This window comes from Ochrobactrum quorumnocens (assembly GCF_002278035.1).
Lineage (GTDB): Bacteria > Pseudomonadota > Alphaproteobacteria > Rhizobiales > Rhizobiaceae > Brucella > Brucella quorumnocens.
The window spans coordinates 1,047,738-1,066,133 of record NZ_CP022603.1; the positions used below are offsets into that span (position 1 = coordinate 1,047,738).

Genomic DNA, 18,396 nt, shown 5'->3' on the forward strand with positions numbered 1-18,396 from the left:
TCACTTTATCTGCTGTGCGCGATCGCGAGCCTGAGCGTCGAGGATTTCGCGAACTGCTTCAACGATACCCTCTTCCTTGACCGTGACTTGCGCCGGGCGGCTCTCGCGCCAAGTCGCGTTGTCCACAATTTCAGCAGAGATACGCTTGCCTTCAATCAGATCCTTGATCTGAACTTCGCCTGCTTCACGCTCCTGCGAGCCCTGAATGATCACGCATGGCGCATCACGACGATCCGCATATTTCATCTGCGCTTTCATACCGGAACCACCGACATACATTTCAGCGCGAATGCCAGACTGACGCAGATCGGAAACCATCTTCTGATAGCGGCCGAGGCTTGCAGCGTCCTTGTCCATGACCAGAACGACAACCGGGCCAACCACATCAGAAACATCAAGTTTGCCGAGGTTCTTCAACGCAGTCATCAGGCGCGAAACGCCGATCGAGAAACCGGTTGCCGGAACAGGTTCGCCACGGAAACGCGACACCAGACCATCATAACGACCACCACCGCCGACTGAACCGAACACAACCTTCTGGCCGTCTTCGTTGGTCACATCGAACAGAAGCTCCGCTTCAAAGACCGGACCCGTGTAATATTCAAGACCGCGAACCACGGATGGATCGATCTTCACGCGCCCCTCATAACCACCAGCGTCGAACAGTGCTTCCATATCGGCAAGCTCTTGAACACCTTCTTCGCCCTTGGCGTTACCAGCAACAACCGCCTTCAGATTGGCAATGGTTTCAGCACCACTGGCGCCACCCGCAGCGGTGAAGGCCAGAACCTTTTCCACGGCTGCATCGTCGAGCAACGCGCCCTTGGTGAAATCGCCGCTCTCATCGAGACGGCCCTTGCCGAGCAAAAGGCGAACGCCTTCCGCACCAAACTTGTCGAGCTTATCGATGGCACGAAGAACATTGAGGCGTTTGCCTGCATTCTCATCGCCTGCGAGGCCAATCGCTTCAAGAACGCCATCGAGAACCTTGCGGTTGTTGACGCGGATCACGTAATCGCCGCGTTGAATGCCAAGGCGTTCAACCGTATCAGCCATCATCATGCACATTTCGGCATCAGCCGAGACATTTGGCGCGCCAACGGTATCGGCATCGAACTGCATGAACTGGCGGAAACGACCCGGACCCGGTTTTTCATTGCGGAAAACCCAGCCATTGCGATAGCTGCGATAAGGCTTGGGCAGGCTTTCATAGTTCTCAGCCACAAAACGCGCAAGCGGTGCAGTCAGATCATAGCGCAGCGACAACCACTGCTCATCATCATCCTGAAACGAGAACACGCCTTCATTCGGACGATCCTGATCCGGCAGGAACTTTCCAAGCGCGTCGGTATATTCAATGAGCGGCGTTTCGACCGGCTCAAACCCATAAAGGTCATAGACCTCACGGATGGTTGCCGTCATCTTTTCGGTGGCGCGCAGATCATCTGGCACCCGATCGACAAACCCGCGCGGCAACCGCGCCTTCATCTTGTCCGCTTTATCGGCCATTTTTCCTGCCTGATCGCTGATTTTGTTCATGTTACGCCAGTAAGAACCGGCAAATCTGTTGCCGGTTTCCTAACGCATCAAGACGGGTGCGGCAAGGGTAGTCTACACAATCAGCGTGTAGCGATGGCGACGGCGGCACCAGCCATCATTCCCGCACTGGTGCGGTTGGCGATCCGCATTGCCCGTGGGCTGCGAAGCAATCGCCGCGCCTGCGTTGCGAGTAGCACCCAGGCGCTGTCGACCAGCGCCAGTACCACGAACATGACAAGCAGCAATTCCATCCAGCCAACGATTGAAACATTGGTAATATCGATGATGGTTGGCAGGATCGCAACGTAGAAGACCATGATCTTTGGATTGCCAAGCGTAACCGCCAACGCGCTGAAGAAGAGCTTCTTTGCCTCTCCATGGCGGGGGACCACATCCTCGTCCACGCTCTCCGCAACAGGAGCAAACCACATTTTCCACGAAAGATAGATCAGATAAGCGACGCCAAGATATTTCAGCACAAGGAAAACAGTATGGAAGCTGTGGGCGAGAGCAGACAGACCCCAAACAGCAAGGGAAAGCCAGATCGCGTCACCCAACCAAAGCCCAAACATGAATGGAAACACGCCCTTATGGCCACGGCTAAGAACACGGGCGACCAGCGCACCAATGTTCGGCCCCGGCGTGCCAGCTGCCACAACCAGAATGCCGGCAAAGGCTACGAGCGATGTCAGATCCATGATCCACTCCTGAAATGAGGCTTCGAGGTTGTGCCAGAAAACGGAATCCGCTGCAATCGCTCTTAAACCATGGCGCTAAGAGGCTGGCGCATCGTATATTGGCGTTACTTGGGTCGGGTCAGCGCTCGCCGCAGCTTTTCGATGTTCGGGCGGCAATGGCAGCCCTCGATGTGGTCATTGACCAGCCCCATGGCCTGCATAAATGCGTAAACGGTGGTTGGCCCCACGAAAGACCAGCCGCGCTTTTTGAGATCTTTTGAAATTCGGGTTGATGTGGCAGTCGTCGGATTGGCCGATAAAGTTGGATAATCCACCACTTGCGGGCGATCTTCCGCACCCGGCTCAAACGGCCAGAAATAGGCAGCGAGCGACCCTTTTTCTTTGACCAGCTCTATAGCGCGTTTGGCATTGTTGATTGTGGACACGATCTTTCCGCGATGACGCACGATCCCCTTGTCAGCCAGCAGCCGCTCGATATCTGCATCGTCATAAAGAGCCACGCGGTGGAAATCGAACCCGTCAAAGGCTGCACGAAAATTCTCACGCTTGCGCAGGATTGTCAGCCACGACAAGCCAGACTGGAAACCTTCAAGGCAGATTTTCTCAAACAGACGCTGATCACTCGTTACAGGAACGCCCCACTCATTATCGTGATAGGCGATGTAATCAGGCAGCTCACCGGGCCAGAAACAGCGCATCTTGCCATCAGCACTGATGATCAAGCCGGTCTTTTCCTGCACCGTGTCGCTCATTTCTGTCCTCCGAAGTTTCATTCATTTTTAATCATATCAAGCAACTTGCCGCTAACCACAACTTTAATTTGAAGCAAGTCAAAGCCCGACACGCGGCAAAATTTACCTTTATGATTCCATTGTCCCGCACAATGGGCCCATGAATTTCGGGGCCGTTCTCCTGACAGGAGATGTCAGGAGTGCGACGGGCAACCGCGTTATTGCAGATGCCGGGCAGATGCAGAACGCAAAACAGTCGGATTTGGCTTATGAAACCACGTCATCTGCTTTTGATCGGATCACTCGCGGCAATCGCTGTCTCCATTGTGACCACCAGCATGGCTTTTGCCAATGATCGTTACGCAACCCAACCACCGGTTCGGGTTGACAATGAAACATCACAGCGCTGGATCGCGCAGCTCAATGGACCGGCGGTTCGTGTCCTGCCGCAACTCGATGCCGCAGAGCCGCAGAAGCGCACGATTGTTCGCCAGAAGCAGCCGCAAAAGCCGCGCTATCAGAATGTGAGCCAGCAGCGCCCTGTCGCCAACCCGGCAAAGGTTGTGCGCAAGAAGCAACAACTTGATCCCGCATTCCTGCCACAGACGGTTTCCTATTCGGGTGGCGAAAAGCCCGGCACCCTCGTGATCGACACCAGCAAGCGCTTTCTCTATCTCGTTGAAGGCAATGGACAGGCACGCCGCTACGGTATTGGCGTTGGCAAGCAGGGCTTTGGCTGGAAAGGCACGCAGCGCGTGAGCCGCAAAGCCGAATGGCCGACCTGGACACCACCAAAGGAAATGATCGCCCGTGAGCGCAAGAAGGGACGTATTCTGCCTGCTCAGATGAAGGGCGGCATCAACAATCCTCTTGGTGCACGCGCTCTTTATCTCGGCTCCACCCTTTATCGTATCCACGGTACAAATCAGCCATGGACAATTGGCAAAGCCATGTCTTCCGGCTGCTTCCGCATGCGTAACGAAGATGTGACCGATCTCTATGGTCGCGTTCCCGTGGGCACTCCCGTGGTGGTACGCTGACCCTTTCTTTTCAAACAAAGCTATCAAGCCGCTGTTATCGCCGTAACAGCGGCTCTTTTGTCATCAAATTGAAACCTTTGGCTTTTTCTTGAAGAAAGAGCGCTACTGATTGAATTTGACGTTTGAACCCCGACTGACACAAATGCTGTTTCAAACGTCAAATTCGTAAAATCCACTAGATTCAAATGCTTGCTAGTGGTCTTTTTGATTCCGACATTTGTTTAATGCCTGTATCGAGGGATGCAAATGTCGGAATCAGAGCACTAGCCACCGACAAACATGTCGGAAATGCCTTTCACTTTTTGTGCGAACACCCATATGCTGGAGAAGATACATCAAACAGTATGCACGTAAGAGGGAAGGACAGATCATGACCGTACCGGCGGTAAAACTGAACGACGGCAACCACATTCCACAGCTCGGTTACGGTGTCTGGCAAGTTGGCAACGATGAAGCCGTTGCGGCGGTCAGTGAAGCGTTGAAAGTCGGCTATCGCCACATCGACACAGCAGCCATTTATGGCAACGAAGAAGGTACCGGTAAAGCGATCAACGATTCAGGCATTGCCCGCAGCGATATTTACCTGACGACAAAGCTCTGGAACAGCGATCAAGGCTATGAATCGACCCTCAAGGCGTTCGACACCAGCCTGAAAAAGCTCGGAACTGACTATGTGGATCTCTATTTGATCCATTGGCCTATTCCTTCCAAGGATCTGTTCATGGAAACATGGCGCGCTTTCATCAAGCTCAAAGAAGAAGGCCGCGCGAAATCCATTGGCGTGTCGAATTTCCGCACTGCCGATCTTGAACGCATCCTGAAGGAAAGCGACGTTACGCCAGCTCTGAACCAGATTGAGTTGCATCCGCAGTTCCAGCAGGACGAGCTGCGTCTGTTCCACAGCAAGCACGACATCGCGACGGAAGCCTGGAGCCCACTTGGTCAGGGCACCATTCTGGAGAATCCAACGCTGAAATCAATCGCCGACAAGCTCGGCAAATCTGTCGCTCAGGTAATCCTGCGCTGGCATATCGAGACCGGCAATATTGTTATTCCAAAGTCGGTTACGCCTGCACGTATCAAGGAAAATTTCGATATTTTCGATTTCCGACTCAACGGCACCGATCACGATGCAATTACCAAGCTCGACAAGGCTGATGGCCGTATCGGACCAAATCCGAACACGTTTTCGGCAGGATAATTTGTAAGAATAAATAGTTAGAGCGGCCCCAACGATTAAGTCTTAATCGGAGCCGCTCTTACCAGGTTTTATCGCAAAAGCTTTAGGCTCCCAGTCAGTGAGCGTACCCACTTTGCCGGGCCAGCAATGCCTACCCCATCGATTGTTTCCGACGAAAGCTCCCTATCGGGAAATGTCTTTTCATACTCTGCATAGACATGCAGTGCGCGGGCAAAGGCCGGGAATGCCACCACAGCCTGTCGTTCTTCAAAGCTTGCTGCCTTCAAAACAATGGCCCGAATAGTCTCCGCATCTGCCTGCAGAACCGGCACCGGACGATCAGAACTGATATCGATCGCAGTGCCTGATTTATCGGTCAGTTGTCGTGCTGCGATGAATGGCAGCTTTGCACCCAGACCGATGGAAATGGCCCCAACCGTATTGGCAAGCAATCCCAAGGACAGCTCTGGATTAACGATGATAGCGAGGCGTAAATCTTCTTGCATGATGGCTCCGACGGAACTGATATTTCAACCAGAATTACACCGAGCAAGAAGGTAGTTCTTATCTTTATGTCCTGTTTTTATTTACAATTTGGTAGTATCTACCTATTTAAACGCATTTCAGGTATATTCCAATGAACTCGCTCGAACCATCCGACATCAAGATTCTTGACGCTTTACAGGAAGACGGACGCCTGACCAATCAGGCGCTCGCTGAAAAGGTCAACATGTCCACATCACCAAGCTGGCGTAAAATGCGCAAGCTGGAAGAAGATGGCGTCATACAAGGTTATCGCGCCACACTGGACCGGAAAGCCATCGGCCTCGGCGTCATGGCTTTTGTGCGGATCAAGATCGACAGCCACAGTGAAGCCGAAGCTGAGCAATTTGCTGCCGAACTGATGGGCCTTGATGAAGTCATCACCTGTTACAGCATTGCGGGCGACGCAGATTTTCTGCTGCAAGTCGTATCGCATGACCTCGATACCTATGCGGATTTCGCCATGTCGACCTTACGTCGCCTTCCCCGCATCAAAGAGATGCAAACCACCTTCGTTCTGAAAGAAACGAAAGGGTTCAAAGGTTTCCCTTTGCATTACGCCCAGTCAGTAAAGACTGACGCTTGAAAGGACAGCTGGTTTTGGTCCGCCATATGCCCAATCGAGCAATTCGATTGTATGTACGATCGGCAACTGGCTCCCGGTTGCGATTTGCGTCATACAGCCAATATTGCCGGTTGCGATCAAATCTGCCCCTGTGGCCTCAATGTTCTTGACCTTACGGTCACGAAGCGTGGTGGCGATTTCAGGCTGCATAATATTGTAGGTGCCAGCCGACCCACAGCAAAGATGCCCCTCCAGAGGCTCCCGCACGGCAAAGCCTGCCTTAGCGAGCAAATCCTTCGGCTGACGCACCACCTTCTGACCATGCTGCATGGAGCAAGCCGAGTGATAAGCAACAGTCAGACGTGAAGGATGTGGTGGCTCAGGCAGCTCGATTGAGGTCAGATATTCGGTCACGTCCTTAGCCAGCGCGGAGACCTTTGCTGCCTTGTCCTTATATGCCGGGTCCAATCGCAGCATATAGCCGTAATCCTTGATCGTCGTACCGCAGCCAGACGTCGTCACGATAATGGCGTCCAGGCCCCCGGCGTCGATTTCTCGGGTCCACACATCAACATTGTGCCGCGCTTGCTCAAGCGCCTGTTCCTCACGACCCATATGGTGCACCAACGACCCACAGCACCCTTCGCCCTTTGGGGTTATCACCTCGATACCGACCCGGTTAAGCAAGCGCAGCGTGGCAGCGTTGATGCCGGGATTGAGTACCGGTTGCGCACAGCCATTGAGAATTGCAACCCGTCCGCGCTTTTGGCCCTTGGCCGGGCTGATAGTATCGACCGGTTGATGAGCGGGTAAATGTTGCGGTGCAAGATCGAGCATGGCAGCCACGGGCCTTAAGGTGTCGCTCTTACGAAACAGAGAAGCGAACGGGCGTCCGAGTTTTGCCAATTGCAGCGCCAGCCGGAACCGACCTGGGTATGGCAGAACCTGCGCCAGAATATCGCGCAGAAAGCGGTTCATAAATGGGCGTTTATAGGTCTTCTCAATATGCGACCGCGCATGATCGATCAGGTGCATATAATTGACACCAGACGGACAGGTCGTCATGCATGACAGGCACGAGAGACAGCGATCAACATGCCGCACAACCTCTTCGTCAGCCGGACGATTGTTCTCCAGCATATCCTTGATAAGATAGATGCGCCCGCGCGGGCTATCCAGCTCATTGCCAAGTGACACGTAAGTCGGACACGTCGCTGTGCAGAAGCCGCAATGCACACATTTGCGGAGGATTTTTTCGGCCTCATTGACGCCGGGATCAAGCAGTTGTTCAGGACTGAATTGGGTCTGCATGGGGGTCAAACTCCTGCTTGCTCAGGATAGATACGGCCCGGATTGAGAATATTCTCCGGATCAAATTGCAACTTCAGGCGGCGCGACAAAGCGGCAAGTGCTGCCGATTGTGGCTCAAACACATCCGTGTTTGCACGCACCTGCTCCGGTGCCCGCACCAACGTGGCATGTCCACCGCCATATTTGGCGATAAGAGCACGCAGCACATGAGCTTCTGGGTCGGCTTCCATGCGCAGCCAGATCAAACCGCCCTGCCAGTCATAATAAGCGTCTGCACCGGCGTGGCGTCGGAGTTCGTCCACCATCTTCCAGCCTTGCATAGGCGCCATGGACACGCGCCAAACTGCGCGCTGATCGCCCTTTTTCACAAACGGCAGCACATCGCGCACCTCACGCCAAAGCTGACGCGACTGTCTCTCATCAAGAAGATCAATCACCCCAACAGTACCCAGTAACGCCTGCAATTGAGCGCTACGATGGCGCACCGAAGGCGCAAAACCCTCTATCCGCAGAATGGTCGCGGCCTCACCACCGAGATTACCGTCCAGAAAGCGCCAAGCCACACTTGGCGGCAGATGGGCGCTCGAAGCCACTTCCTCACGCGACCCCATAGCCATGGCCATGATGCGGCTTGCGGCCTCATCATCAAGCCCGCGCACGGCAAGCGTTGCAACTGTTTCAGGTGCAGGCAAAACCTTGAAGGTCACTTCAGTGGCGACGCCCAACGTCCCCCAAGAATTGGCCATGCCTTTTGAAAGATCGTAGCCGGTCACGTTTTTGACCACGCGTCCGCCGGACTTGAACAACTCTCCGCGCCCCGAAACCACACGCACGCCCAATATATGGTCGCGTGCGGCACCGGCTTTGAGGCGGCGCGGACCTGACAGATTGGCCGCAAGCGCACCCGCAATCGTGCCGCTTCCTGGCTCGCCAGAAAGAAGTGGGCCGTAATCCATCGGCTCAAAATGAAAGCACTGCTTGTTATCGGCTAACAGTTTTTCGATTTCGGCAAGCGGCGTTCCGGCCTTTGCAGAAAGCACCAGTTCATCAGGCTCGTAAAGTGTCACGCCTGACAGGTTCGACACATCAAGCACACCACCTGTTGCCATAGGTCGGCCAATTCCGCGTTTGCTGCCCCGACCGATGATTTCCAGCGGCGTTGAATTGGCCAAGGCCCATTGCACCGCCTCCAGAACACCCGCCTCATCCTGCGGCTTTATTATGTTTGTGTCAGTCATCATCAAAACGCGCCCTAAAATCGGGGAATGTCCGGAAAAGCCAATTCGCCACGATGCACATGCATGCGGCCAAGCTCGGCGCAGCGACGCAATTGTGGGAAGACCTTGCCGGGATTGAGCAGATGCTTGGCATCAAACGCACATTTGACGCGCATCTGCTGGTCAAGATCGATCTCGTTGAACATGACTGGCATCAGATCACGCTTCTCGATGCCAACGCCGTGCTCGCCGGTCAACACACCGCCAACTTTGACGCAAAGCCGCAAAATGTCGGCACCAAAGTCTTCGGCCGCCTCCAGCTCACCCGGAATATTCGCATCGTAAAGGATGAGAGGATGGAGATTGCCATCGCCTGCGTGAAAGACATTGGCGACACGTAGCCCGTATTTTTCGGAAAGATCGCGCATGCCTGAAAGCACACGCGGCAATTCCTTGCGCGGTATGGTGCCATCCATGCAGAGATAATCCGGCGAGATGCGGCCTACTGCCGGGAAGGCCGCTTTTCTCCCTGCCCAGAAAGCCAGTCGCTGCTCTTCCGATTGCGAAAGTGTGCAGGTGGTCGACCCATTTTTAAGCGCAATTGCTTCCACCTGACCAATCAGATGATCGACTTCTACCGGCGGACCATCAAGCTCGACAATCAGCAGTGCTTCAACATCCAGCGGATAACCCACACGGACAAAATCTTCCGCTGCCTGAATGGCCGGACGATCCATCATTTCCATACCGCCGGGAATGATCCCGCAACCGATAATATCAGCCACACACTGGCCTGCCTGCTCGCTTGATGGGAACCCGATCATCACCGCGCGCGCTGTTTCCGGCTTCTGCAAAATACGCACGGTGATTTCCGTAACCACCCCCAAAAGGCCTTCAGAGCCTGTCATGAGGCCCAATAGGTCATAGCCTTCACTATCAAGATGCTTGCCGCCCAGTCGCAGCACTTCGCCCGTAATCAGCACCATTTCGATGCCAAGCACGTTGTTGGCCGTGAGGCCATATTTGAGGCAATGTACGCCGCCCGCATTTTCTGCGACATTGCCGCCAATGGAGCATGCAATCTGCGAAGACGGATCGGGTGCGTAATAGAAACCCTCGTGTTCGACGGCCTTTGTGATGCCGAGATTGGTCACGCCCGGCTGCACGACTGCGACGCGGTTTGGGTAATCGATTTCCAGGATACGATTAAAGCGCGACATGCCCAGCAACACAGCATCGACCAAAGGCATAGAGCCGCCGGAAAGCGACGTGCCTGCACCACGCGGCACGACGCGAATTTCATTGTCATGGCAATAGCGCAATATCTGCGAAACTTGCTCAACAGTTTCAGGCAACACTACAACAAGCGGCAGCGCACGATGCGCGGTCAGTCCGTCGGTTTCAAACACCCGCATGGCATTGGTCGTATCGACAACTCCCTCACCGGGTACAATTGTCTTAAGATCAGCAACGATCGTCTCGCGCCGTTCAAGAACCAAAGCATTTGGCTCCGGCATAATCAGTCCGCTCATATGATCCTCCGCCTCCCCAGTGGACTGATTCCGACATCTGCATCCTTCGATAAAGATGTTGAACAAATGCCGGACCAAAAAGACCACTAGCAAGCATTTGAATCTAGTGGATTTTTCGAATTTGGCGTTTGAAACAGCATTTGTGTCAGTCAGGATTCAAACGTCAACTTCAATCCACTAGAGTGCATTCGGCCTCGCTTGGGTCAAGTGGTAATATTATTTTACCAATTGGCATATAGCGAAACAGTTATGACGCTGCGGCATAATCGCCTTGCGATCCTTTGCCTGCCCCGACTGAAGCGGCTTTAGTTAAAAATGAATCAATCGAACAGCTCTGCTTTTTTCCTCACGCATCTTCAAACGCAAAACCGCTTCACACTTTTGCTGAAAATGCTCTAGATGAACCAGTGCATATATCTGCCGGGGAGGATTTAAAACTATCATGATGAGCAGTCTGGCCGATATGGAGATTTTCGCACGTGTTGTCACAACTGGCAGCATGTCAGCAGCGGCACGTGATCTCGGATTGTCCCCGGCAGTCGTTTCCAAAAGACTGGGAAGACTTGAAGAACGTCTCGGCACGCGTCTGTTGCAACGCACCACGCGTCAGATTGCACTGACAGAAGCTGGCCAAGGCTATCACGAGCGCGTATTGGCAATTCTGAGCAATATTGAAGAAGCCGAAGCCTTTGTTGCCCGCAGATCGGCAAATGCACGCGGCACACTGAAAATATCGGCTCCTACAACCTTCGGACGGATGCACATCGCGCCTTATCTCGTCCCTTTCATGCGGACCAATTCAGACCTCACCGTCAACATGCAGCTATCAGACGAAATGGTGGATATTGTCGGCGATGGCTATGATCTGGCCATCCGTATTGGTGAATTGTCGGATTCGACGCTTGTCGCGCGACGTCTGGCGCCAGTGCGTCGTGTTCTGGTTGCCTCGCCGCATTATATCGCTGAGCGGGGCACGCCGGAAACCATCGAGGATCTGCAGGCGCATATTTGTCTTGCTCCGCACAATAATGACCCGTGGCGGCTGGAGGGACCAAAAGGGCCGATCTCCATTCGCCCGCAAGGACCATTGCAGACCAATTCGAGCGAGATGGTACGCGAAGCAGTGCTGGCGGGGCTTGGCATTGCGCAACGTTCGACCTGGGATATCGGGCCAGAATTGGCGGCAGGAAAGCTCGTACAAGTGCTCCCTGATTATTCAGCTTCGCGCAATGTCGCGATTCACGCCGTCTATCCCTCAAAACAATTCCTGCCAGCAAAAGTACGATTGTTCATAGATTATTTGGCTGATCTTTACGGGCCGGTTCCTTATTGGGAGAGCGGTAGTTGTCCACAAGACATGCCTACAAAATAGACGAAGCCAATGTGATTGCGTATGAAAGCGCGTCGCTTTTGTTAAAAGCGCGCAATGCAGCCGGCTAAGCAGTTGATTAGCAATAGCCTTATAGCCCCCATAATTCAACGAATCGGATGGAGCTCCTCCCACATCAGTCCGATTTTTGAGGAATGAAGATGAACACACCTACCCGCCTTATTCTCGCAATCGTCGTTGCCGTTATCGTCGGTTTCGGGTTCATGTTCTATGACAAATCGCGCGGCGCAGAATGGGTCGTTTCCCCGCAGCAGATCGAACAGGCGAAAGCCGAAGGAAAGGCTGGCTTCGAAAGCCGCCCGGGCACAGTTACCGTGCTTCCTATTCGTAGTGAAACCGCCGATGCCCTTCCCATCAAATGGGCAATGTATGGTCTTGTTGCAGGCATCGTTGCTTTCTTTTCAGGCCGCAAGCGTAAGAAGACCTGAAGCAGAGCTGTAATCTTCTCAAACCCCGGATGCATACCTTCCGGGGTTTTTGTTTAACCTGTAAACTCCCCGTTGCTCGGCTGAGGCCTTAAGGCTAACTTGCCGCCGATATGGAGAGGGCTTCGAACGGCATGGCCGAGACAATTTTTTCACGTATTCAAGCGAGCCGTACAGCGGATGATGTCGTCCACCAGATCGAGAGCCTGATTCTCGAAGGCGTCTTGCGTGGTGGCGACCGGCTTCCGGGTGAACGCGAACTTGCACGCCAGTTCGATATTTCCCGTCCTATTCTGCGTGATGCCCTGAAGAGGCTTGAAAATGCCGGTCTTCTCACATCGCGTCACGGTGGTGGTACATTCGTTGCTGATGTCATCGGACAGGTTTTCAGTGCACCGGTGGTGAAGCTTTTTGCCGATCATCGCAAAGCCAAGGCTGATTATCTGGAGTACCGCCGCGAGATAGAGGGCATTGCCGCTGAATTTGCAGCATTGCGCGCGACGCCTGCCGACAAGGCACTCTTGAAGGAAATCATCGTCGCAATGGAAACGGCGCACGGTGCCGGTGATTTCGATACGGAAGCGCGGCTTGATGTCGATTTTCACAATGCTATCGGTGAAGCCGCACATAATATAGTGCTGCTGCATACATTGCGCTCTTGCTATCAACTGCTCAAAGACGGGGTTTTTTACAACCGCAGTCTGATTTACAATTACCCCGGCGTCGCTGACATGTTCCTGTCACAGCACCGCGCCATTTACGATGCTGTCATTGCAGGCAACCCGCAAGTCGCCCGCGAGGCGGTTCAAAAGCACATCCGGTTCGTCGAACAGGCGACGAATGACAGAGAACTGAACGATGAACGTGAGCGCGTATCCCGCTTGCGCTATCGTCAGCGTGCTGGAAAAGACGCAAAAGAAAGCGACGACTTATGACTGGCGTGACGTTGAAGGACGCTAAAGGACCTGAAGGCGTCCGGCTTTATGCTATCGGCGACGTTCACGGACGCCTTGATCTTGTGCTGGATATGCATGGCCTTATCCGCGCCGATCTCGACCACAATCCCGTACATGATTGGCGGATTATTCATCTTGGCGATTACATCGACCGCGGACCGGATTCTAAAGGTGTTCTTGATTTTCTGATGAATGCATCAGCACACGATCCGCGCATTGTTTCTTTAGTCGGAAACCATGACGATGGTTTTTTGCGCTATCTTGCTACTGGAGATACGAACGGGATTTTTGCCAATCATGGCGGCAGTGATACCGCACGCTCTTATGGGGTTGAGGTGGATTTCAACGATCCGGTTTCGGCAGTGTTGGGATACAAGCAACTCGTAAACGCAATACCGCCAGCGCATATCGATTACATCCGCTCCATGCCGCATTCAGTGAGTTTCGGCGATTTCTTTTTCTGTCATGCGGGCGTTAATCCGGCAGTGCCGCTCGACGCTCAGGACCCCGACGAACTGATGTGGATCAGGTCGCTGTTTCTGAAATGGACCGACCCCTTGGAAAAGGTCATTATCCACGGCCATACGCCGCAGAATTCAATCGACGTTCAACCCAATCGGGTTAATCTCGATACTTATGCCTGGAAGAGTGGAAAGTTGTCAGCCATCGTGATCGACGGTTCTGAAAAACGCTTTCTCGAAGCGACTGGTCCAGCCGACAGTCCAAAAAATTAACGCGCGCTGGAAATGCCGTAACCGTCAGTCGATGTCATGCTGTTACCTGCATCGACTGTAAAAATACCAACTGCCATAAACATGATCGCAGAAATCATCAGGACGGTGAGGAGCGCGGCATGCTTAGCGGTCATGATCGAAAACTCTTTAGAGGGTTACCGGGAGGATCGGGAAACCGAGCTTTCATAATGAGCAAGGCTTGCGCCCTGTCCGATCAATTGCCACCCGGAAGTTGGCCTCAGTTACACCTGAAAAAAGTTACCTGCAACTGAACACGGGGACTACAATTGTCGCTTTCCAAGGGAAAAACCCAAATGGTTTCCCCCTGTGGCAAAGTCGCAACGCCTTATCGGCTAGTGGTGTTGTTTACAGGCAACTTTTTTGGGCATCCGCGCTAGATCAGATTGATCCATGCACGTGCGAGGGCAGCGCCAGCCTTATCTGCAGCAGCCCCCGAACGTTGCAAATGTGCGGGAAATTCAGTGGGCCATTCAGGGTCAAACTCAGCGATCATGTCGCTGAGTGTTTCATTCCAGTCGACAACAAGTTTTGTGTCCGCTTCAAAATGAAACTGGGTACCATAGATCGCCCGGCCAATCCGGTAGGCCTGATGGGCAGTCATATCGCTGACTGCCATGTGAATGGCCCCTTCTGGCAATGAAAACGTATCGCGGTGCCAATGGAAAATCGGAAACGCAGAACCTGCGGCGCCAAGCATCGGATCGCATTTCCCTTTCTCGGTCAGCCGCACTTCGTGCCAGCCAAACTCCATAGGCCGATCCAGAATATTCTCGGCTCCATATGCGCGCGCAATAAGCTGGCTACCGAGGCAAATGCCAAGCACCGCCTTGTCCTTATTGCCGAAAGCGCGAATGAGATTGAGGAGATCTGGGAAATATGGGAACTCGGCATCCGCAAGCGCATTCTGTTCGCCGCCAAGCAGAATAAGCGCCTGATGATCACTGTCATCTTTTGGTAGAGCGTCGCCCTGATAGGCATGGCGCAGATCAATCGAATGGCCCGCATCAAGCAATATAGGCTCAATTTGTCCGAGGCCCGAATCTGGATAATTCTGGATGACCAATACGCTCATAGCCCAAGCCCCACAGCGACTTCTTCACGCAAATTGCTAGAGTGGTTTCGGTTAAGCTGAAGCGCTGGAACCGCTCTAACTATTTGTTCTCACGCATTATGTTACGCAAAACCACTTCGCACTTTTGCTGGAAATGCTCTAACATGAAAAAAGCCCGGACAATAGCCCGGCTTTGCTTCTCATCACGGGCAATTTCAGTTCACGACCGAAACGCTGACTGTGCGACCAGCCACCAGATGAACACCCTGCGGCACTTCCTCCAGTTTCACTCTAACAGGCACGCGCTGTGCGAGGCGAACCCAGTTGAACGTCGGAGAAACATTGGCAAGCAGGCTGGTTGAATCCGTGCGCTCGCGGTCTTCAATGCCGCCAGCAATGCCTTCGACCTTGCCTTTCAGCTGCACCTGACTGCCCATCACATCAACCAGAACCGCATCGCCGATCTGGATGCGTTCGAGTTTGTTTTCTTCGAAATAGCCGGAAACATAAAATGAATCTGTATCGACCAGCGCTGTGACCGCGGAACCCGTCGTCACATAATCACCTGGTTGAAGCGAAAAATTGGTGATTACACCATTCACGGGAGCCTTGACCGAAGACCGATCCAGATTAAGCGATGCCAGATCGCGGTCGAGCTCTGCCTGACGATAGGTGGCTTCAGCTTGCTGGGTTGTCGTTTCGATCTGTTCCATTTTCTGTTGGGTCACAGTCGTATCGTTGAGCTTGCGGTAGCGTATCTGATCGCGATTGGCCATATCCAGTGCAGCCTTGCTGCTGGCAAGCTTCGCATCGGCCAACTGGAGCGCAAGCTTGTAGCGGGCCTGATCAATGCGGAAAATCACCTCACCTTGCTGGACCGTCTGATTGTCATGAACCAGAACTTCGCTCACCAGACCGGAAACGTCCGGAGCGATGCGCACGACATCTGCACGTATCTTGCCGTCACGTGTCCATGGCGCGTTCATGTAATAGTCCCATAGATGCCAGCCAAGCAGCCCTGCCATTGTGACCATGACGAGGGTGAGGAAAACCCGGCCGGAATGTGCAAAGAGCTTTTTCATAGCGGTATTCCATTCAAGAGTACGGCGCTTACGCCGAGTATGCAGAAGTACATCGCGGCATCAAACAAAGGTCGATGCCAGACAAAACGGTAGAAACGGACGCGCGCCAGCAGGCGTTGCAGCACAGAATTGGCGAAATAAGCGCCGAGCGCCAAAACCGCCAAAGTCGGAAGATAAATCCCATAGATGTCGAGTTCGGGTCTCATGATTATTCAAGTTCCATTCGTGCGAATTACCTGCCTTATGCAGCCTGCGGCAGCACGAGTTGCGGCTGCGGTGGAAGCGCAAAGGGCGGCGCTTTCGGAAACAGATTGAAGCGCAAGCCAATCAGGGCGATACGAGGCCTCTTGGCGATAGCCGGTGAACCATTTTCGATGATGACAGTGATCGCCTGATCTATAGCGGCCAATAGTCGGGCATCAATGTCTTCACGCACGTCCGACCTGGTGTCACGTGACAGCGCCCGATAATGCGCACCAACGCCATCAAGCACCACGTCCACCGCCTCGCCACAGGATACAGGCAATTTCGACCGATATTGCTGCAAATCAATCGTGTTCATGCCATTGCGCAAATCACGCAACAGATCGACCTTGGCAATATCGGCAGCTGGTATCAAAGCAAGGCGCGGCGTCATCATGCCGATGCGATCAATCATCTTGAGCAGCAAACGGTTCATACGCTGACGACGATGGCGACCCGACTGACGTTCGGTTGTAAGCACAATGTCGTTCCAGCCCGCTCTGACGAGACGCCGCACGCTCCATTCGGCACCGACCGATCGCACAATGGATGTCACTCCAGCAGCAATGACTATACCAAGAACGGTGGCGAGGTTGGCATTGGCAAAGCTCACAAAGTCATGCGTCAGATGTCCCTGTAACATCAGCATGTTTGGTAGGTTCACACAAAGTACCATACCGAGCAGAAACTGTGATGGAATTGCAAGAAGCAGTCCGGCAGGGACCAGGAACAGGCCAAGTACAAGTACCAACGGGAAGAACCCGTCCACCAGCGGTAACAATGCAAATTCAAACACGAAGGCGGCGGCAATAACGATCAATAGCAGCCAGTTGAACTTGCGCATCACCGGCACAGGATCGTCCATGCCTGCAAAAATACAGCAAAAAATCCCAGCCATCATGGCGGCGGCACTGCCCTGCGACCAGCCGGTCGCAATCCAGAGGGCAGTGGCGATACATGTTGCCAGAAAAGCCGAAAAACCTGAGAGGAAGGCCATGCCATAATCTCTGTGCTGCGGGCGCGCCTTCAGATGCGCGTCGTAGCGGCGCCAGCGCAGCGAATGACGAGAACCAGAAATGATGTCCTGACGCAGCGTGATACAGTCGCTCCAAATCTGAACAAGATCACGCACACGCGCTGCCAGATTGAACGGCAGCAACTCAGCCCAGCTATCGGCATCCTTGCCATGCTTTTCGATTTCGTCGAGATAACCAAGAAGTATTGCGCGGCGGTGTTCTGTCAGGGCTTCACCACTTTCAAGCCAGGCGCAGGCTGCATCCAGAAGTTTCTTCACCCCTGGATGCCAGGGCTTTTCACCCTCACCGGGCTTCAGTACCAACACATCATGCAGGCTGGAAACGATTGGCAGAACGGCAACCATGCGCTGTTGCAGTACGTGCAAAAGTGCCCCGACATTGCGGATAGAGGACGTATCATAGGCCACATGCGTCGTCAGATTGCGCAGTTCCAGAGCATCGGCAGCAAGCCGCTGGCGGTCGCGTCTGAATTCAGGGCTGTCACCGTCGCCGCGCAGCGTTGCAACAGCAAGTTTGGAGCCGTCACGCAGCCAGTTATCGATACGCGCAACCAGAACGGGGCCGCTATGGCGCGGAAATACCAGACGATTGACCACAGCCGCACAAATAATGCCGATGGCAATTTCTTCAACACGGCCCACGGCATATTGGAAAGTCGTGGCGGGAGCGGAGACAACCGCGAAACTTGCGATCGCTACGGTATAGCCGGCAAGCATGAAAAGGTAGCTGCGTGGCGTGCCATCAAGCAGGCTAATCGCGAGACAAAGCCCCATCCACAGGCCGATTGCCAGCGTTAGAATTTCAGGCGAGTTGACCAGATGCGGCACGAAAAGAATCGTGACGGCACCGCCGATAATTGTACCGATCAGACGATAAAAGCCCTTGGAGGTCGTAGCGCCTGAAAGCGGATGCGCAACGATGTAAACCGCTGCCACCGACCAATAAGGATTGGGCAGATCAGCCATCAGGGCAATCCACAGCGCAAGCATGGCAGCGGCGAAGGTCTTCAGCGAGAAGACCACGTCCCAAAATCGTGGCATTGTTTCAGCGGGCTTAATCATCGGTTTTAAGAATGTTCATTACATTAAGTTGCCTGCCTTC

General features: G+C 53.6%; 19 protein-coding genes. 7 read left to right on the top strand and 12 right to left on the bottom strand.

Annotated elements, in window-relative coordinates; genetic code table 11:
• The 3 genes from hisS to CES85_RS04955 all read right to left on the bottom strand — a co-directional run bounded on the left by hisS (position 1) and on the right by CES85_RS04955 (position 2,989).
• On the bottom strand, positions 1-1,509 hold the full coding sequence (gene hisS, locus CES85_RS04945; RefSeq protein ID WP_095445710.1) for a histidine--tRNA ligase: 1,509 nt from the start codon (positions 1,507-1,509) through the stop codon (positions 1-3).
• Positions 1,510-1,619: 110 nt separating this feature from the next.
• Positions 1,620-2,237 carry a LysE family translocator gene (locus CES85_RS04950; RefSeq protein WP_095444892.1) on the bottom strand — a complete coding sequence of 206 codons (618 nt, stop codon included), beginning with the start codon at positions 2,235-2,237 and terminating at the stop codon, positions 1,620-1,622.
• Positions 2,238-2,341: 104 nt separating this feature from the next.
• A complete protein-coding gene (locus tag CES85_RS04955; protein WP_095444893.1) occupies positions 2,342-2,989 on the bottom strand; it encodes a DNA-3-methyladenine glycosylase I in 648 nt (215 codons plus the stop codon).
• A gap of 248 nt (positions 2,990-3,237) precedes the next feature.
• On the opposite strand from CES85_RS04955, the gene CES85_RS04960 reads away from it, so the two are divergent.
• Together CES85_RS04960 and CES85_RS04965 are read left to right on the top strand one after the other, a co-directional pair.
• Positions 3,238-4,008 (top strand): L,D-transpeptidase, encoded by a 771-nt coding sequence (locus CES85_RS04960; RefSeq protein ID WP_095444894.1) that lies wholly within the window; start codon positions 3,238-3,240, stop codon positions 4,006-4,008.
• Between the two features lie 370 nt (positions 4,009-4,378).
• On the top strand, positions 4,379-5,209 hold the full coding sequence (locus tag CES85_RS04965; RefSeq protein WP_095444895.1) for an aldo/keto reductase: 831 nt from the start codon (positions 4,379-4,381) through the stop codon (positions 5,207-5,209).
• 68 nt (positions 5,210-5,277) lie between these two features.
• On the opposite strand, the gene CES85_RS04970 is transcribed toward CES85_RS04965, so the two are convergent.
• On the bottom strand, positions 5,278-5,694 hold the full coding sequence (locus tag CES85_RS04970) for a DUF2000 domain-containing protein (protein ID WP_095444896.1): 417 nt from the start codon (positions 5,692-5,694) through the stop codon (positions 5,278-5,280).
• A gap of 131 nt (positions 5,695-5,825) precedes the next feature.
• Between CES85_RS04970 and CES85_RS04975 the strand changes: the two genes are divergently transcribed.
• Complete coding sequence (locus CES85_RS04975) at positions 5,826-6,317, top strand: Lrp/AsnC family transcriptional regulator (RefSeq protein ID WP_095444897.1); 492 nt, start codon at positions 5,826-5,828, stop codon at positions 6,315-6,317.
• On the opposite strand, the gene glcF is transcribed toward CES85_RS04975, so the two are convergent.
• The 3 genes from glcF to CES85_RS04990 are packed head-to-tail and all read right to left on the bottom strand — an operon-like array spanning position 6,297 to position 10,356.
• A complete protein-coding gene (glcF, locus tag CES85_RS04980) occupies positions 6,297-7,607 on the bottom strand; it encodes a glycolate oxidase subunit GlcF (RefSeq protein WP_095444898.1) in 1,311 nt (436 codons plus the stop codon). The genes CES85_RS04975 and glcF overlap by 21 nt on opposite strands.
• A 5-nt stretch (positions 7,608-7,612) precedes the next feature.
• The gene (gene glcE, locus CES85_RS04985; protein ID WP_095445711.1) at positions 7,613-8,845 is read right to left on the bottom strand and encodes a glycolate oxidase subunit GlcE; all 1,233 of its coding nucleotides are present in this window, start codon (positions 8,843-8,845) and stop codon (positions 7,613-7,615) included.
• 14 nt (positions 8,846-8,859) lie between these two features.
• Positions 8,860-10,356, bottom strand: coding sequence for an FAD-linked oxidase C-terminal domain-containing protein (locus tag CES85_RS04990; protein WP_095444899.1), 1,497 nt, complete (start codon positions 10,354-10,356; stop codon positions 8,860-8,862).
• A gap of 442 nt (positions 10,357-10,798) precedes the next feature.
• On the opposite strand from CES85_RS04990, the gene CES85_RS04995 reads away from it, so the two are divergent.
• The 4 genes from CES85_RS04995 (at position 10,799) to CES85_RS05010 (ending at position 13,861) form a co-directional block, all read left to right on the top strand.
• The gene (locus CES85_RS04995; RefSeq protein WP_095444900.1) at positions 10,799-11,728 is read left to right on the top strand and encodes a LysR family transcriptional regulator; all 930 of its coding nucleotides are present in this window, start codon (positions 10,799-10,801) and stop codon (positions 11,726-11,728) included.
• 158 nt (positions 11,729-11,886) lie between these two features.
• Positions 11,887-12,174, top strand: a complete 288-nt coding sequence (locus CES85_RS05000; protein WP_095444901.1) for a hypothetical protein — start codon at positions 11,887-11,889, stop codon at positions 12,172-12,174.
• 131 nt (positions 12,175-12,305) lie between these two features.
• Positions 12,306-13,106, top strand: a complete 801-nt coding sequence (locus CES85_RS05005; RefSeq protein ID WP_095444902.1) for an FCD domain-containing protein — start codon at positions 12,306-12,308, stop codon at positions 13,104-13,106.
• A complete protein-coding gene (locus tag CES85_RS05010; RefSeq protein ID WP_095444903.1) occupies positions 13,103-13,861 on the top strand; it encodes a metallophosphoesterase in 759 nt (252 codons plus the stop codon). The genes CES85_RS05005 and CES85_RS05010 overlap by 4 nt, the downstream gene beginning before the upstream one ends.
• On the opposite strand, the gene CES85_RS27385 is transcribed toward CES85_RS05010, so the two are convergent.
• The 5 genes from CES85_RS27385 to CES85_RS05030 all read right to left on the bottom strand — a co-directional run bounded on the left by CES85_RS27385 (position 13,858) and on the right by CES85_RS05030 (position 18,356).
• The gene (locus CES85_RS27385) at positions 13,858-13,995 is read right to left on the bottom strand and encodes a hypothetical protein (protein ID WP_167388247.1); all 138 of its coding nucleotides are present in this window, start codon (positions 13,993-13,995) and stop codon (positions 13,858-13,860) included. The genes CES85_RS05010 and CES85_RS27385 overlap by 4 nt on opposite strands.
• A 260-nt stretch (positions 13,996-14,255) precedes the next feature.
• Entirely contained in the window at positions 14,256-14,954 is a 699-nt protein-coding gene (locus tag CES85_RS05015; RefSeq protein ID WP_095444904.1) for a type 1 glutamine amidotransferase, read from the bottom strand.
• A gap of 194 nt (positions 14,955-15,148) precedes the next feature.
• Positions 15,149-16,015 carry an efflux RND transporter periplasmic adaptor subunit gene (locus CES85_RS05020; protein WP_095444905.1) on the bottom strand — a complete coding sequence of 289 codons (867 nt, stop codon included), beginning with the start codon at positions 16,013-16,015 and terminating at the stop codon, positions 15,149-15,151.
• Positions 16,012-16,221 carry a DUF1656 domain-containing protein gene (locus tag CES85_RS05025; protein ID WP_095444906.1) on the bottom strand — a complete coding sequence of 70 codons (210 nt, stop codon included), beginning with the start codon at positions 16,219-16,221 and terminating at the stop codon, positions 16,012-16,014. Before CES85_RS05025 ends, CES85_RS05020 begins: the two co-directional genes overlap by 4 nt.
• Before the next feature lie 35 nt (positions 16,222-16,256).
• Positions 16,257-18,356, bottom strand: a complete 2,100-nt coding sequence (locus CES85_RS05030) for an FUSC family protein (RefSeq protein WP_095444907.1) — start codon at positions 18,354-18,356, stop codon at positions 16,257-16,259.
• Positions 18,357-18,396: the final 40 nt, after the last annotated feature.

Coding starts and splice junctions, on each gene's coding strand:
- hisS (WP_095445710.1), bottom strand. CDS start 1,509: ATGGCCGATAAAGCGGACAAGATGAAGGCGCGGTTGCCGCGCGGGTTT.
- CES85_RS04950 (WP_095444892.1), bottom strand. CDS start 2,237: ATGGATCTGACATCGCTCGTAGCCTTTGCCGGCATTCTGGTTGTGGCA.
- CES85_RS04955 (WP_095444893.1), bottom strand. CDS start 2,989: ATGAGCGACACGGTGCAGGAAAAGACCGGCTTGATCATCAGTGCTGAT.
- CES85_RS04960 (WP_095444894.1), top strand. CDS start 3,238: ATGAAACCACGTCATCTGCTTTTGATCGGATCACTCGCGGCAATCGCT.
- CES85_RS04965 (WP_095444895.1), top strand. CDS start 4,379: ATGACCGTACCGGCGGTAAAACTGAACGACGGCAACCACATTCCACAG.
- CES85_RS04970 (WP_095444896.1), bottom strand. CDS start 5,694: ATGCAAGAAGATTTACGCCTCGCTATCATCGTTAATCCAGAGCTGTCC.
- CES85_RS04975 (WP_095444897.1), top strand. CDS start 5,826: ATGAACTCGCTCGAACCATCCGACATCAAGATTCTTGACGCTTTACAG.
- glcF (WP_095444898.1), bottom strand. CDS start 7,607: ATGCAGACCCAATTCAGTCCTGAACAACTGCTTGATCCCGGCGTCAAT.
- glcE (WP_095445711.1), bottom strand. CDS start 8,845: ATGACTGACACAAACATAATAAAGCCGCAGGATGAGGCGGGTGTTCTG.
- CES85_RS04990 (WP_095444899.1), bottom strand. CDS start 10,356: ATGAGCGGACTGATTATGCCGGAGCCAAATGCTTTGGTTCTTGAACGG.
- CES85_RS04995 (WP_095444900.1), top strand. CDS start 10,799: ATGATGAGCAGTCTGGCCGATATGGAGATTTTCGCACGTGTTGTCACA.
- CES85_RS05000 (WP_095444901.1), top strand. CDS start 11,887: ATGAACACACCTACCCGCCTTATTCTCGCAATCGTCGTTGCCGTTATC.
- CES85_RS05005 (WP_095444902.1), top strand. CDS start 12,306: ATGGCCGAGACAATTTTTTCACGTATTCAAGCGAGCCGTACAGCGGAT.
- CES85_RS05010 (WP_095444903.1), top strand. CDS start 13,103: ATGACTGGCGTGACGTTGAAGGACGCTAAAGGACCTGAAGGCGTCCGG.
- CES85_RS27385 (WP_167388247.1), bottom strand. CDS start 13,995: ATGACCGCTAAGCATGCCGCGCTCCTCACCGTCCTGATGATTTCTGCG.
- CES85_RS05015 (WP_095444904.1), bottom strand. CDS start 14,954: ATGAGCGTATTGGTCATCCAGAATTATCCAGATTCGGGCCTCGGACAA.
- CES85_RS05020 (WP_095444905.1), bottom strand. CDS start 16,015: ATGAAAAAGCTCTTTGCACATTCCGGCCGGGTTTTCCTCACCCTCGTC.
- CES85_RS05025 (WP_095444906.1), bottom strand. CDS start 16,221: ATGAGACCCGAACTCGACATCTATGGGATTTATCTTCCGACTTTGGCG.
- CES85_RS05030 (WP_095444907.1), bottom strand. CDS start 18,356: ATGATTAAGCCCGCTGAAACAATGCCACGATTTTGGGACGTGGTCTTC.